Here is a 13993-nt window from a genome sequence, read left to right as displayed (position 1 = left end):
GTTAATTCAGGCGGGATGCGGGTTTGAGCGGGATCGGGCCGCTTCCGACCCGGCAAATCCTGCCCATTGTAAACGTCGCGTTAACCAAACCGGACGATCCTTGTCGTGAGAGAGTCTCCGGGGCGCGCGCATGTTCAAGTTCGGCAAGAAGAAGGGTCCGCCTGCGACCGACGCCGACGCCAACCTGCCGGCTGTGACCGAAGGCGAGGCCGCCGAGGGCGACACCGCCGCGCCCAAGAAAAAGAAGATCCCGCTGCTGTTCATCATCGCGCCGATCGCCCTGTTGGTGCTGGGCGGCGGCGGGGCGGCCGCCTTCCTCATGCTAAAGCCCAAGCCCGCCGAAGCGCACGGCGCCGAGGCCGAAGCCGGCCACGGAGAAGAGAAGGCCGACAAGAAGGCCGAGGGCAAGGAAGAGAAGAAGGAAGGCGGCGGTCACGGCGGCGGCAAGGAAGGCGAGGCCGATCCTGCGCTGGGCGTCATTTCTGAAGGGCCGGATGGCGTCACCTTCTACACCCTGCCCGACATGGTCATGAACATTCAGTCGCCCGACGGCCGTCCGACCTTCCTGAAACTGAAGCTCACGCTGGAGATGCAGGACGCCGAGGTGGCGACCCATCTGCAGGAAGAGATGCCGCGTCTGCAGGACATGTTCACCGGCTTTGTGCGCGAACTGCGCCCTGAGGACCTCAGCGGCTCGGCCGGCACCTATCAGCTGCGCGCCGAGATCTTGCGACGGGTCAATCTGATCGCCGCTCCGGGCAAGGTCGACGCCGTACTGATCGAAGAAATGCTGGTGCAATAGGCATGACGGACGCGGCGCAACTCGATCCGTTCGGCGGTCTGGGCGATCCTGGCGACGCCCTGTCCGAGCGCGTCCTGAACCAGGATGAGATCGACAGCCTGCTGGGCTTCGATCTGGGCGACGACGACGGTTCCGAACGCTCGGGCATCCGCGCCATCATCAACTCCGCGCTCGTCAGTTACGAGCGTCTGCCGATGCTGGAGATCGTATTCGACCGCCTGGTGCGGTTGATGACGACATCCTTGCGCAACTTCACCTCCGACAACGTCGAAGTCAGCCTGGACAATATTTCGTCGATCCGGTTCGGCGACTATCTGAACTCGATCCCGCTGCCGGCCATTCTGGCGGTGTTTCGCGCCGAGGAGTTGGACAACTACGGTCTACTGACCGTCGATTCCAACCTGATCTATTCGATCGTCGACGTGCTGCTGGGCGGTCGTCGCGGCACGGCGGCGCTGCGCATCGAAGGCCGGCCCTACACCACTATCGAGCGGGTTCTGGTGCAGCGGATGGTCGAGGTCGTGCTGAACGACGCCCGCCAGGCGTTCGAGCCTCTGACCCCGGTCCACTTCAACCTGGACCGGCTTGAGACCAACCCGCGCTTCGCCGCCATCGCGCGTCCCGCCAACGCCGCCATCCTGATCAAGCTGCGGATCGACATGGAGGATCGCGGCGGTCGTATCGAACTGCTGCTGCCCTATGCGACGCTGGAGCCGATCCGCAAGATGCTGCTGCAGCAGTTCATGGGCGAGAAGTTCGGCCGCGACAACATTTGGGAAGGCCACTTGGCCACCGAGATCTGGACGACCGAGACCGAAGTCCGCGCAGTCCTGGACGAACAGCAAATGCCCCTGTCCAGCGTGCTGAACCTCAAGGTCGGCGACACGATGATGCTGAACGCCACGCCGGATTCCGAGGTGTCGATCCGCGCCGGCTCCATCCCGCTGACCACTGGCCGCATGGGTCGCAAGGGCCAGCACATCGCCATACGCGTCGAAGGGCCGGTCAATCCGGAAGTCGCCGCCCGCCTGGGAGTGAACGTCTGATGGCCGGAATGATCATGGACGGCGTGCTGATGGCGCTGCTGATCGCAGCGGTCGGTTACGGCATCAAGCTGGAACGCAAGCTGGCCGCCCTGCGCGCCGGACAGCAGGCCTTCGCCCAGGCCGTCACCGAACTGAACGCCGCCGCCGGCCGCGCCGAAAACGCCCTGGCCACCCTTCGCGCCTCGGGTCAGGAAACGGACCTGCTTCACGACCGGATCATCAAGGCGCGAGAGGTCAAGGCCCAGTTGGAAACCCTGATCGCCCGCGCACCGGCCATGGCGCCGGCGCGGATCGTTGAGGAAGAACCCGCCCGTCGCGCGACCCCGGCCGCCCTGGCTCCGGCGCCGGCCGCGTCCGAAGACGAGGAGCGGGCCGAACGTATGGCGGCCCTGGCGCAACGCATCCAGGGACTGGCCAGTCCCGCTTCGAACCGTCGCAATGAAACGGCTGCGCCCGCCGGACGCGACAATGTCGCCGCCATCGTTCAGGCCCTGACGGCCGGACGCTCCGCTAACCATTCCGCCAAACAAAGCCTCAACGCCGCGCGTCGTAATCTCGACGACGACCTGTTCGCCGCCTGAGTTCGGAACCCCATTTCATGGCCCGCCTTCCTCGCATCCTGCCCCTGATCGCCATCGCCATCGGCGGGGTCGTCGCCGTGCGTGCTGTCGGCGTCGCGCCTGGCCTGTTCGACGGGGCCAAGGCCTGGGCCGAGGAGGCGGTTCCTGCTGCGGCCGGCGCGCCGCCCAAGCCGGCTCTGCCCGGCACCTGTTCCGCCCTGTCTCCCGAACAGCTGGCCCAGCAGGCCGGGATTTCGCCGGCCGAGCTGAAGATCATCCAGTCGTTGTCGCAGCGTCGCGCGGCGCTGGATGCGCGGGATCAGGACTTCGCCACCACCCTGCCTCTGATGGTCGCCGCCGAGCAGAAGCTGGACGCCAAGGTCAAGGCGCTGGAAGCCTTGAAGGCCGAGATGAAGCAGATGCTCGGCCAGGTGGACGAGCGCGAGAAGGCCGAGATCGATCGTCTGGTTCAGGTCTATTCCGCCATGCGTCCCAAGGAGGCCGCCCCGGTCATGGCCGCGCTGGAGGACCGGGTGCGCCTGCCGGTCGCCGCCGCCATGCGCCCGCGCACCCTGGCCGCCATCATGGCCCAGATGAGCGCGCCGCAAGCCAAGGAGCTGACCGAAAAGCTGGCTGCACGCTTCCAGGCCCAGCAGATGGCCGCCCGCGCCGCCGCCGCCGAGGCTGCGACGCCTCCGGCCGCAACGCCCGCCGCTGCTGCGCCCGCCGCCACGACCCCGCCCGCCACACCGACGGCTCAGCCCGCCGCCGCCCCGACGACCCGTCCGACGCCGCGCCCGGCCGCCAACCGTCCCGCTGCGCGACCGGCGGCTCGCCCGGCCGCGACTCCGGCGCGCCGTCCCGCCGCCACGCCTGCGGCTGCTCCCGCTCCGGCTGGCCCGCAGGCCTATCAGCCGTCAGCAGCCCCCAACGCCCAGCCCCGGCAAACTGTGCAGTAACCTGAAGTGTAATCTTGACGCTGACGTTTCGTCTCGACAGCGGGCGCCGTGCGACCAATGATCTTCGAATGCTCCGTCAGAGAGCGATGACATCGAGGATCCCCGCCATGATCGGCGAACTGCTTTACGTCGCGCACCGCATGCGCCGGGCCATCATACTCGCCGTTCCGGCGGTCGGAACCGCGATGATGGCCATTGTCGCCCAGCACTATCACCTGCTGCCGTAGGTCTTTGAACCCGGTTTCGGATTGGCAGGGCGCGCCTGCGCGTCTATCACCGCGCCTTCCCGAGAATTGAGCCCGACCAACGCCATGTCCGACACGCCCCCCGATCGCCTTTCGGTCGACCCGTCCAGCCCGCATCACGACGCCGAGGTCCTGCAACGCGGCGTCGGCATTCGCTTCAAGGGCGAAGAGAAGACGAATGTCGAGGAGTATTGCGTGTCCGAAGGCTGGGTACGCCTGGCGCTTGGCAACCGCGTGGATCGCAAGGGCAAGGCCCTGACCGTGAAACTGCAGGGTCCGGTCGAACCCTATTTCCAGAACGACTGAACCTTCCTAGGGTCCGGCTCTCATCTGAGTCCGGAGCCTGCCTATGTCCATCCGTCTGCTGACCGCCAGCGCCGTCGCCCTGGGTCTTGTCGCGTTCATCCCGGCGGCCCATGCTCAGGATGCGGCGACGGTGCAGCAGGCGATTGTGGTGCGCGACGCCGCGATGCGTTCGAACATCGCCATGGACTATGTCACCCAGCTGACGACGCGGTTCGGCGCGCGCCCGGCGGGTTCCCGTTCCGAACAGCAGGCCGCCACCTGGGCCGCCGACTATCTGCGCGCAAACGGCTTCCAGAACGTCCGCATCGAAGAGTTCCCGCTGGTCGGCTGGGAGCGAGGCGAAAGCTCGGCCGCCATCGTCGGTGACAACGCCCAGGCCCTGGTCGCTGCGGCACTTGGCCACTCGCCGGCCACGCCGAGGGGCGGTGTCGAGGCGGAGGTCGTGCGCTTCTCCACCTTCGAAGACCTGCAGGCCGCGCCCGACGCCGCCGTGCGCGGCAAGATCGTCTATGTCGACCTGGGCCAGATGCACCCGATGCAGGACGGCTCCGGCTATGGCCCTCAGACCCGCGTGCGCGGCGCCGGCCCCGGCGTGGCGGCGGCCAAGGGCGCGGCGGCTTTCGTCATGCGTTCGGTCGGTTCCGACGAGGACCGCATGCCGCACACCGGCACCACCCGCTACGTCGACGGAAAGCCGACTATTCCCGCCTTCGCCCTGGCTGCGCCCGACGCCGATCAGGTCAGTCGCCTGGTCGCCCTGGGCCAGCCGGTGCGCCTGCGCCTGACCTCGACCGCCCGCACCTATCGCACCACCAGCCAGAACGTGATCGGCGATCTGCCGGGCGCCACGCGCCCCGACGAGATCGTCGTCCTGGGGTCGCACATGGACAGCTGGGACCTGGGCACCGGCGCCATTGATGACGGGGCAGGGGGCGCCATCACCATCGCCGCCGCCAAGGCCATCGCCGACAGCGGCCGCCGTCCGGCCCGCACCCTGCGCGTCATCTTCTACGGTTCGGAAGAAGTGGCCCAGCCGACCGCCCAGACCGGCAACGGCGGCGGCGTCTACGCGCGTGGCCAGGGCGCAGCGCTGGACAAGCACATCATCGCCGGCGAGAGCGATTTCGGCGCCGACCGCATCTATGCCCTGCGCCTGCCCGCCGGCGCGCAAGGCTCGGACTTCCAGAAGGCCGCGACCCGCGTCCTCTACCCGATCGGCGTCCTGGCCTCCGATCGCGTCGAGACCGAAGGCGGCGTTGATGTCGGACCGATGGGTCCGCTGGGCGTGCCCTTCTTCGGCCTGGCTCAGGACGGAACCCGCTATTTCGACCTGCACCACACCGCCAACGACACGCTCGACAAGATCGACCCGGCGCAACTGAACCAGAACGTCGCCGCCTGGGCGGGCCTGCTGTGGCTGATCGCCGATTCGGACGTGGACTTCCGGGCGATGAAGCCCGCGACCACGCCTGCGACCCCGACACGCTGACGACTTGGAGACCCGGCCCGGTTCCGTCTATAGGAGCCGGACCGGGCCAGACCGGGCTGCGGGCGTGGCGAAACTGGTAGACGCAGCAGACTTAAAATCTGCCGGACGAAAGTCCTTGCCGGTTCAAGCCCGGCCGCCCGCACCACTCCGACTGCCACTCGATCAGAACGGGAAGAAGATCGGGATGGCGACCATGGCGGCGATCCAGGTGATCAGGTTCAGAGGCAGGCCGACGCGGACGAAGTCCATGTAGCTATAGCCGCCCATATTGAAGACCAGCACATTGGTCTGATAGCCGAACGGGGTGGCGAAGGCGGCCGAGGCCGCCATCATGACGCACACCAAAAAGGGGCGGGGATCCACGCCAAGGCTTTCGGCCAGGGCCACGGCGATGGGGGTAATCAAAACCGCGACAGTGGCGTTGGACAGCAGTTCTGTGGCGAACAACGTCACGCCGTAAAGTACGATCAGGGCGCCCAGCGGCCCCAGGGGCCGGATCACGCCGATCAGACGATCTGCGCCGGCTGAGGCCAGACCGGTCACCTCGATCGCCGTGCCGACCACGACCATGCCGGCGATAAGCAACAGAATCTCAGGGCGCAGTCCGGCATAGGCCTCTTCGGGCGTAATGACGCGCAACAGGATCAAGCCGACGGCTCCGGCGAAGGCCGAGGCGGCGATCGGCGCCCACCCCAGCGCCGCCGACAAGATCACCAGGACAAACACGCCAAGCGAGATCGCAGCCGGCCTCAGCCGCAGCGGACGATCGGCGGCCCCATACAGTTCGACGTCGCCGAGATGCGCATCGCCCGACCCATCGACCTGGTTTCGTGATCCGCCCAGGCGCGGCAGGCCGAACGGCAGCAGGCGCTTGCGGCGATTGATGGCCTCGGCCTCTGCGCGGCGACGCGCCTCTTCCATTTCCGCCAGGCGTGCGGCTTCCGCCTCGTCCATGGCGACCGATCGGCCGAGTTGGCGCGCGCCCACGAAATAGAGCCACAGGCCGCCGACGACCGCGATGGCCAAACCTACGGGCGTGATCTCGAACAGGCCGAAGACCGGCTGGCCGGCGTTGCGGGCCATATCGTTGACGAGCAGGTTGGTCGATGTCCCGATCAGCGTCAGCAGACCGCCCATGACAGTGACGTGGCTGAGCGGCATCAGAAAGCGTTTGGGCGACAGGCGCAGCGACTGGGCTACGTCGCGGATCACCGGCGCGGCCAAGACCACCACAGGGGTGTTGTTCAGAAAGCCGCCGACCGAACCGCACAGGCCGATGACGATCCAGATGCCTCGGGCGCCGATCCGGGCGGAAAGCTGCGTCGCCTGTCGGATCAGCCAGCCCAAAAGGCCGGACAGTTCAATGGCGTAGGCGATGACGAACAGGCCGGCCAGCGCGATGACCGCAGGACTGGCGAAGGCGCCCTGCACCTCGACCGGCCGCACGACGCCCAGCAGCAGAAGCACCGCGGCGCCGGTCAAGGCGACGACATCGGCCCGCATCTTGCCATGGATCAGGACGCCCACGACGGCGACGAGCACGGCTAGGGCGGCGATTTGGTCGAAAGTCATGAAGTTGTGCAGACCGTCCCCCATGGCTCGCGTCAACCTTTTTCGGGTGAGCGCATCCCCCTCAGCGGTTCGCGTGTTAGGGTAGTTCCATGCTCGATCCGATTGCGTCGCCTCGTCCCCAACTCGTCGCGCTTGCATTGTCCCTGGTGGTGCTCGCCGGCTGTCAGCGTGAGCCGCAGCCTGCGCCTGCTCCGGACAAAAAATCCGAAACGCCGCCGGTCGTGACGGTCGCGCCAGCGCCGGTCCTGGACCGCGCCGGCCTGCTTCAGGCCATGGACGTCGCCGCCTCGGCCTTCGCCGCAGGGCGCGAGGTCGGGGGCGCGTCTCTGGCAGGGCGCCGCTTCGTCGTGCGCCAGGCCTTTGGGTGCGGTGAGCCCGGCGACGCCGCCGAGGCTGCGGCCGATGGGCAGGCGACAGTCGCCTGGGCGAAGGATGGTCAGAGCCTGAAGTTCAGCCTGGCGCCGGCGGATTGGCTGCGGTCCGGCCTGATCGGAAACGACGACAGCAGCTTGGAGGCGGCCGAAGGCTTCTGGTTGGCCCGGCCGTGGCTGCGCACCGAGGCCTGCCCGGCGATTGCGCCCGGCGCCTCGGCTTCAAGCCAGGCCTCGCCTCAAACTTCGGGGCTGGCCGCCGTATTCAAGCCGAACGGCGCGCGGACTGGCCGTCGAAACGGCCGCGCCTATCAGTTCACCCTGCGCGGCGAGCATGGCCAGCCGCCTGTGCCATCAGCACAGGGCTATCGTCTCGTGCTGGAAGGCCGGATGACCACCTTCGCCGACGGCCGCGCCATCCACTGTCGTGCGGCAGCCCCTGATCAACGGCCGGTCTGCATCGGCGCGGCGCAGTTCGATCGCGTCGCCTTCGAAGACGCCGACGGCCAGACGCTCAGCGAATGGCGCGACGGTTAGGGCTAGAACAGGCTGATCGGAAAACCGATCAACCCTGATGACTGCAGGTGCTCGATGCCCTCCATGACGGGGATGGCGGCGAGGAAAACCAGGCCGTCGCGCAGGGTGCGGACGAAGAAGGCGGGACGGATGGTCAGTTCCTCGGCGTCGCGCCAGCGAGCGGGCTTGGGCAAGAAGCGCGGCGTGCGGGCGCAATAGGCGGCATAGGGCGCGCCGAAATGTTCGGCCAGCCAGGCCTCTTCGCGGCCGACCGTGCGCAGAAAGACCAGGAAGGTCGCCACGGCGAAGATGGCGCCGATCGTCACGCTGCCGGTCTGGGCGCCGACGCCGAAAGCGCCGATGAAGCTGAAGACATAGAGCGGGTTGCGCGTGATGGAATAGGGGCCGCGATCGACGATCTCGGCCTTTTTGCGTCCGCCGATATAGAGCGAGCACCAGGCGCGACCGACGATGGCGACGATGATGGCGGCCAGGCCCAAGCCTTCGACGCCCTCATGCCATTCGCCGTCGAGGACGGCGACCGAGCGAACGCTGGCGGTCAGGACGATGAGGGCCAGCAGAACAAGACCGGCGAACCATTTGCGACGGCGTTGAACGACGTCGAGCGACAGGGCGGGGGGAACAGGGCTCATGATGGATCTGTTCAGTGATGCTGCTGGGCGCGGACGAGCAGGGCGCGGGCCTCGGCCTTGCGACCGCGGTCGGCGACGGCGCGGCCGGGGCGGGCGGGGGCGTCGATGGCCTTTTGCAGGTAGCGGGCGGCGCCGTTCCAGTCGTGTTCACGCACTAGCAGGTCGCCCATGAAGAAGTTGGCGTCGACGTCGTTGGGCGCCATGGCCAGACCGCGCTGGAGGTAGTCGCGGGCGCGCTGGCGGTTGCCGAAACCGATCGGGGCGCCCGGCACCTGGGCGTAGAGCGAACCGAGGCTGACATAGACCGAGCCGTTCAGCGCGCGCGGGTTGATCCGCTCGGCCTGTTCCAGTTCGGTGCGCGCCTCACGCACGAGGCCCAAGGCGCCGATGCCGCCCTTCAATCCCGCTTCCGAAGCGGTGATGATGGCGTCCCAAACCAGAGGTTCAGCGCGGTTGGGGCATTGGGCCACGACGGCGTCGGCCTGGGTGTTCAGTCGCGCCATTTCCGCCATTCGAACGCCTTGCGGGACCTCGAAATTCACATGGTCCCACGACTGCTGGAGACCGCGCGCGCGGTCGTCGCAGGCGTCGGCATGGGCGACGGAGGCGACCGTCAGGGGGGCGGCCATCAGGGCCAGGGCGAACAGGGCGGTCTTCATGGCGTGTCTCTCCTTTTGTTCTGTGGTTCAGCCGGCGAACAGGGCGCGGGCCTTCAGGTCGTTGGACTTCAGGGCCCCGTCGATCAGGCCGGGCGCCAGGGCGTTGAGGCGGACGAACAGGCTTTCGGGGAAGCCGAGATAGACGTCGCGGCGATCTGAGCGGATGGCGGCGACGATGCGGTCGGCGATCGGGTCCGGATCGTCCACGGCCATGCCGGTCAGACGTGCATATTCGTCGACCTTGGCGGAGTTGAACGGCGTAGCCACTGCGCGGGGCGCGGCATAGGTGATGCCGACGCCCGTGCCGGCCAGCTCGCGACGCAACGATTGGCTGAGCGCCCGCATCCCGGCCTTGGCGCTGGAATAGCTGGCGAAGTGGGCGAAGTTGATCGAGCCGAAAATGGAGCCGACATTGGCGATCTGGCCATGCTTACGCGCCTTCATGCCGGGCAGGACGGCTTGGGCCAGACGGGCTGGCGCGACCAGATTGACCATATAGGTGGCCAGCAGATGCTCGGGCGTCTGCTGCTCAAGCGGGCCGAAATGCTGGATGCCGGCGATATTGATCAGAATGTCCCAGGCGCGAGCGCCAGCCTGTTCGGCGACGCTGTCTAGGCCATGCGGAGTGGACAGGTCGCCCACCAGGGTGTGATGGCCCGCCACCGGCGCACGGGCGACGATGGCGACCCGACCGCCCTCGCGCTCGATCCGCTCGACCACACGGCGCCCTAGGGCGCCGGAGCCGCCGGTGATCAGGATGTTGCGATCCTCAAACTGCATCGACCGTCTCCCGCGCGGCGATGTGGGGGATGGAGGCGAAGACCCCGCCGAACAGGCCGAACATCACCCTGGCCATGTGGACGATGGCGGCGCGGTCGTCGGCGTTCGACACTCCGTCCAGCAGTTGCTTGAGGAACAGGATGTGGTCCTGATCCAGAGCCCCATGAGAGATCAGATAGGTGAAGGCGGCGGGCGGCAGGCCGAGGCTGTGCTGCACGGCCTCTGCCCCGACGCTGGCCAGCTGGATGCTGGTGCCCTCCAGCACATAGACCATGCCGAAGAAAGCCATCGGATTGACGCGCTGAATGGTGTCATAGGCATAGGCCACCATCAGTTCGGTCGCGACGTTCGGGCCGTTATGCACGGTCTGATCGGGGTCGCCGCCGGCGGCGCGGATGTCGTTTAGGATCCACTGCTCATGGCCGGTTTCCTCGGCGATATAGTCGTCGAGCGCGGCCTTGAAGACGGCGTGGTCATCGTCCAGCCGCGCCCGGGCGGCCTGCATCAACGGCACGGTGTGGCGGACGTGGTGATAGGCCTGGGCCAGATAGGCGACGTAGGTGTCGCGGCTGATGCGGCCGGCCAGACCGTCCCTGATCTGAGGGATGGCGGCGAAGGCGGCCCGCTCGGTTGCGGTCGCGGCGACCAGGGTTTCAAAAAACGACATGAGAACTCTCAGGCGGCTTGCGAGGGAGAGGGGGCGTAGGTGCGCAGCAGGGTTTCGCGACGCGGACGGCCGTTGGCCGTGACCTGACCGGCGGCGGGATCGAAGGGCGGGACCAGACGCCAGTCGCCGATGCGGGCGTAGTCGGGCAGGCGGGCGTTGGCGCGCGCGACGGCCGCTTCGACCTGGGCCAGTTCGGCGCCGGGCGTCGCCACGATCAGGGCCGACAACGCCGCCTGCGCCTCGCCCATCGCCATGGCCTGAAGGATGAGGGGCTCGGCCAGAAGCTCGCTCTCGACCCATTCAGGCGCGACGTTGCGGCCGAAGGCGGTGATCAGGGTGTTGGCCTTGCGACCTTCGATGCTGAGCCGTCCATCGGCGTCGAAGCGGCCGATGTCGCCTGTGTGCAGGCGCTCCGGCGCGGGCGCCTGGCCGACATAGCCGAGGAAGGGATGGGGTGAGACCAGGATTTCGCCGTCGTCGGCCAAATGGACCGCAAGGTGAGGCAGAGGCCGGCCGACCGTACCGGGGCGGGCGTCGTCCGGACTGTTGAGCGCCACGACCGAGGCGCATTCGCTGAGGCCATAGCCCTCGACCACGGGCAGGCCCGCGTTGGCGGCGGCCTCGAGCAGGGCCGGGGACACCCGGGCGCCGCCGACCGCGATCATCTCCAGCCGATGATCCAGCCGCCTTGCGCCTTGGGCGCCGATCAGGCCGCGCAGCAGTTCGGGAACCAGGATCAGGGTTGTGGCGCCGGTCTGGACAATGGCGGTCAGCAGGCGCGCAAAGTCGGGGCGGAAGGCCTGGCCCATCCCGGCCTCGGCCAGGCTGGCGGCGTGATAGCGGCCGCCGGCCAGAAGCGTCGCATAGAGGCCGGCGACATTCTCCAGCAGCACCGCCAAGGGCAGCACCGGCAGATGCAGCCCGGCGCGATCCCGGCCCAGGACCTGAACCAGAGAGGCGGCGACCGCCTCCATCTGATCCTGAGACAGGCAGACGCCTTTGGGCGCGCCGGTCGAGCCGGAGGTGTAGGTGATTTTGGCCGTGCCGGGATGCAGATCGCGTACCGCCAGCCCTGTCGGCGTCAACCGGATGGGCGCGCCGCCTTCCGCCAGCTCGCCCGGAGCGCCCGGCGTGATCAGCAGCCCCGCGCCGGCGTCGGCCAGGGCGTGATCGCGTTGAGCGGCCGTGAAAAAGGGCGGGATCGGCACGCTTGGCCGCTGGGCGAGGATCAGCGCCAGATCGACGACGACCCAGGCCGGCCCATTGTCGAGCAGGACCCCGACTGGAGACCGATCATCGGCCAGGGCGGCCGCCAGCTGACCGACCTGCGCCAACAGTTCGGCCGCGGTCAGCGAACCCTCGGCCCACTGGATCACAACATCATCGGGCGTGGTGCGGGCGCGACGCGACAGGGCGTCCAGAACGGCGCTCATGAGCGATCCTCATAGTGCAGGCGGGTGCGGACGGCCCGTCCGACCGGCGCCGTTTCGGAGAAGTGATCCAGCGGCGCGGTCGCAGCGTCGATCGAGCCGGCCAGCACCACCGGATCGGTCTGATAGTAGGCGCCCCAGCTGCCGCCGCCGTCGTCGAGGCGGCGCGGATCGGCGCGCGCGAGTTGAAGCGCGCCCAGGCCGGCCTTGTGGAAGATGCGGCGCAGTTCGTCGGTCGCGGTGGCGACGGCGAACCTGAGACCTTCGGACTGCAGATGATGGGCCATGGCGGCGAACAGGAAGACGGTCGCGCCCTGTCCGCTGGAGGCCAGGCTGCCGATCTCGACCACCTGCGCGCGGTCGATGACGGCGCCGATGGCCTGGCTCAGCACCGTTTCGACGGACCCGTCCAGATATTGCTCAAGATACAGAGGCGCCTCGGCGGCGTGCCGGAAGCCGACGGCGGCATAGATGACGCCAGCCTCGTCCTGAACGCTCATCAGGGTCGGGAAATGGGCCTGGATCTGGCCGCCATAGGCCTCGGCATAGGCCGCCTCGATGAACTGCTCCACGCGGCGACGTTCGCCTCGGCAGGGGTCGTCGAACCGGATGATGCGCGACGACAGCGTGCGGCGCGCGCGCGGCCGAACCGGATCGGCGTCTTCGGACAGGCGGAGCGGAAACATGCGGGCCTCGGGCCAGGGGACTTCGGGCCAGAGACGACGCGGTGCGGCGCCCCCCACAAAAAAATCTTTCGCCGTCGCAATCGCGGTTGCCGCAAAGGGCGCAGCAACCCACGATGGGGTGGTGAACGCCTCTTTCGGTCCCCCTCAACACGACCCGAGCCGACCGGCGCGGCAAGCCTTGGCGGAGGCGTGGCTGGAGAGCCGCCCGGCCCTGGTGCGCTTTCTGACGGCGCGCACGGGATCGTCGGCTGCGGCCGAAGATCTGGCGCAGGATGTCTGGGTGCGGCTGCAATCCATGACCGAGGAGGCCGCCGCCGAGGTCCGCCACCCGCAGGCCTTCCTCTATCGCATCGCCGCCAATCTGGCCCTGGATGCGTCCAAGGTGCAGCGTCGTGCGGGCGCGCGCGATCTGGAATGGCGGCGCGCTTCCGCTATCGATGATGCGGCCGAAGCCCAGGATGCGCCGTCGGCCGAGGACGCCGTCTGGGCCAAGCTGAAACTGGAAAAGGTGGTCGCCGCGATCGATCGGATGCCGCCCAAGGCCGCAGAGGCCTTCCGTCTGCACAAGATGGCCGGGCTCAGCCAGGCCGAGGTCGCCGAACGGATGGGCGTCTCGCGCAGCGCGGTCGAAAAATACGTTTCCGCCTCGCTGAAGGAACTGCTGCTGCGGGTCGGTTGGCCATGACGACCGGATTTCGCCATTTTTCATTGAGGATGCGGCGCGACCGCGTCGTCTCTCCCCCAAAGCCCGCTCGGGCCCGGACCGGATCATGACCCAGGACGACGTCATCAAGGACGAGGAGATCGCCGCCCAGGCCGCCGCCTGGGTCGTGCGTCTGCGCGCCGATGACGTGATGATCGTGGACATCGACGCGGCCACGGCCTGGCTCGATCAAGACCCGGCTCATCGGCGCGCCTTCGACGAGGCCGAGGGGCTGTGGACCGCTTCGGACGACCTGTCCGACGTTCAGCCGGCGCCGGTCATCGACCTGTCGACGCACCGCGAGCGGCGCAAGGGCTTGGGGCGGCGATGGATGGTGGCGGCCCCGGCGATGGCTGCGGCCCTCGCCGCGGCGATCTTCCTGGGTCCACTGCTGCAAACCGAGCCGACCGTGGTCTACAGCACCGTACCCGGCGAAACGCGGACGGTGACGCTGGACGACGGATCGCGGCTTCAGATCAACGGCGGCTCGACCCTGTCGGTGAACATGGAGCGGGGACGGCGTCTGGTGCATATGGATCAGGCCGAGGC

16 protein-coding genes and 1 tRNA gene are annotated in these 13993 nt (G+C 68.1%); 10 read left to right on the top strand and 7 right to left on the bottom strand.

Annotated elements, in window-relative coordinates:
• Positions 1-130: 130 nt before the first annotated feature.
• The 7 genes from RT123_RS10325 (at position 131) to RT123_RS10295 (ending at position 5552) form a co-directional block, all read left to right on the top strand.
• Positions 131-802: a flagellar basal body-associated FliL family protein gene (locus RT123_RS10325; RefSeq protein WP_313009069.1), complete on the top strand. Its 672-nt coding sequence runs from the start codon at positions 131-133 to the stop codon at positions 800-802.
• Between the two features lie 2 nt (positions 803-804).
• On the top strand, positions 805-1848 hold the full coding sequence (gene fliM / locus RT123_RS10320) for a flagellar motor switch protein FliM (RefSeq protein ID WP_017504455.1): 1044 nt from the start codon (positions 805-807) through the stop codon (positions 1846-1848).
• Positions 1848-2429 carry a DUF6468 domain-containing protein gene (locus tag RT123_RS10315; protein WP_313009067.1) on the top strand — a complete coding sequence of 194 codons (582 nt, stop codon included), beginning with the start codon at positions 1848-1850 and terminating at the stop codon, positions 2427-2429. The genes fliM and RT123_RS10315 overlap by 1 nt, the downstream gene beginning before the upstream one ends.
• Before the next feature lie 17 nt (positions 2430-2446).
• Positions 2447-3367 carry a hypothetical protein gene (locus RT123_RS10310; protein ID WP_313009066.1) on the top strand — a complete coding sequence of 307 codons (921 nt, stop codon included), beginning with the start codon at positions 2447-2449 and terminating at the stop codon, positions 3365-3367.
• Positions 3368-3678: 311 nt separating this feature from the next.
• Complete coding sequence (locus tag RT123_RS10305; RefSeq protein ID WP_045810378.1) at positions 3679-3918, top strand: DUF3297 family protein; 240 nt, start codon at positions 3679-3681, stop codon at positions 3916-3918.
• Positions 3919-3961: 43 nt separating this feature from the next.
• Positions 3962-5407, top strand: coding sequence for a M20/M25/M40 family metallo-hydrolase (locus tag RT123_RS10300; protein WP_313009065.1), 1446 nt, complete (start codon positions 3962-3964; stop codon positions 5405-5407).
• Between the two features lie 58 nt (positions 5408-5465).
• Positions 5466-5552, top strand: a tRNA-Leu gene (locus RT123_RS10295).
• Positions 5553-5569: 17 nt separating this feature from the next.
• Here RT123_RS10295 and RT123_RS10290 read toward each other — a convergent pair.
• Positions 5570-6979 carry an SLC13 family permease gene (locus tag RT123_RS10290; RefSeq protein ID WP_091749145.1) on the bottom strand — a complete coding sequence of 470 codons (1410 nt, stop codon included), beginning with the start codon at positions 6977-6979 and terminating at the stop codon, positions 5570-5572.
• Positions 6980-7068: 89 nt separating this feature from the next.
• Between RT123_RS10290 and RT123_RS10285 the strand changes: the two genes are divergently transcribed.
• Positions 7069-7887, top strand: a complete 819-nt coding sequence (locus RT123_RS10285) for a hypothetical protein (RefSeq protein WP_313009064.1) — start codon at positions 7069-7071, stop codon at positions 7885-7887.
• Positions 7888-7889: 2 nt separating this feature from the next.
• On the opposite strand, the gene RT123_RS10280 is transcribed toward RT123_RS10285, so the two are convergent.
• Genes RT123_RS10280 through RT123_RS10255 form a run of 6 tightly spaced genes read right to left on the bottom strand, consistent with a single transcriptional unit; the run spans position 7890 to position 12741 of the window.
• Positions 7890-8519 (bottom strand): isoprenylcysteine carboxylmethyltransferase family protein, encoded by a 630-nt coding sequence (locus tag RT123_RS10280; RefSeq protein ID WP_313009063.1) that lies wholly within the window; start codon positions 8517-8519, stop codon positions 7890-7892.
• Between the two features lie 11 nt (positions 8520-8530).
• Complete coding sequence (locus RT123_RS10275; protein ID WP_153922598.1) at positions 8531-9178, bottom strand: lipopolysaccharide assembly protein LapB; 648 nt, start codon at positions 9176-9178, stop codon at positions 8531-8533.
• Between the two features lie 27 nt (positions 9179-9205).
• Positions 9206-9958: an SDR family NAD(P)-dependent oxidoreductase gene (locus RT123_RS10270; RefSeq protein ID WP_313009062.1), complete on the bottom strand. Its 753-nt coding sequence runs from the start codon at positions 9956-9958 to the stop codon at positions 9206-9208.
• Complete coding sequence (locus RT123_RS10265; protein WP_313009061.1) at positions 9948-10625, bottom strand: iron-containing redox enzyme family protein; 678 nt, start codon at positions 10623-10625, stop codon at positions 9948-9950. The genes RT123_RS10270 and RT123_RS10265 overlap by 11 nt, the downstream gene beginning before the upstream one ends.
• Positions 10626-10633: 8 nt before the next feature.
• Positions 10634-12058, bottom strand: a complete 1425-nt coding sequence (locus RT123_RS10260; RefSeq protein WP_313009060.1) for an AMP-binding protein — start codon at positions 12056-12058, stop codon at positions 10634-10636.
• A complete protein-coding gene (locus tag RT123_RS10255; RefSeq protein ID WP_313009058.1) occupies positions 12055-12741 on the bottom strand; it encodes a thermostable hemolysin in 687 nt (228 codons plus the stop codon). Before RT123_RS10255 ends, RT123_RS10260 begins: the two co-directional genes overlap by 4 nt.
• 121 nt (positions 12742-12862) lie before the next feature.
• Between RT123_RS10255 and RT123_RS10250 the strand changes: the two genes are divergently transcribed.
• On the top strand, positions 12863-13426 hold the full coding sequence (locus RT123_RS10250) for a sigma-70 family RNA polymerase sigma factor (protein ID WP_313009057.1): 564 nt from the start codon (positions 12863-12865) through the stop codon (positions 13424-13426).
• Between the two features lie 85 nt (positions 13427-13511).
• The coding region (locus tag RT123_RS10245; protein ID WP_313009055.1) for a DUF4880 domain-containing protein at positions 13512-13993 on the top strand (482 nt) is incomplete at its 3' end.

This window comes from Brevundimonas vesicularis, assembly GCF_032067225.1.
Taxonomy (GTDB): Bacteria; Pseudomonadota; Alphaproteobacteria; order Caulobacterales; family Caulobacteraceae; genus Brevundimonas; species Brevundimonas vesicularis_F.
Note: the sequence above shows the minus strand (reverse complement) of the source record. Positions and strands in the feature narration are given on the sequence as shown.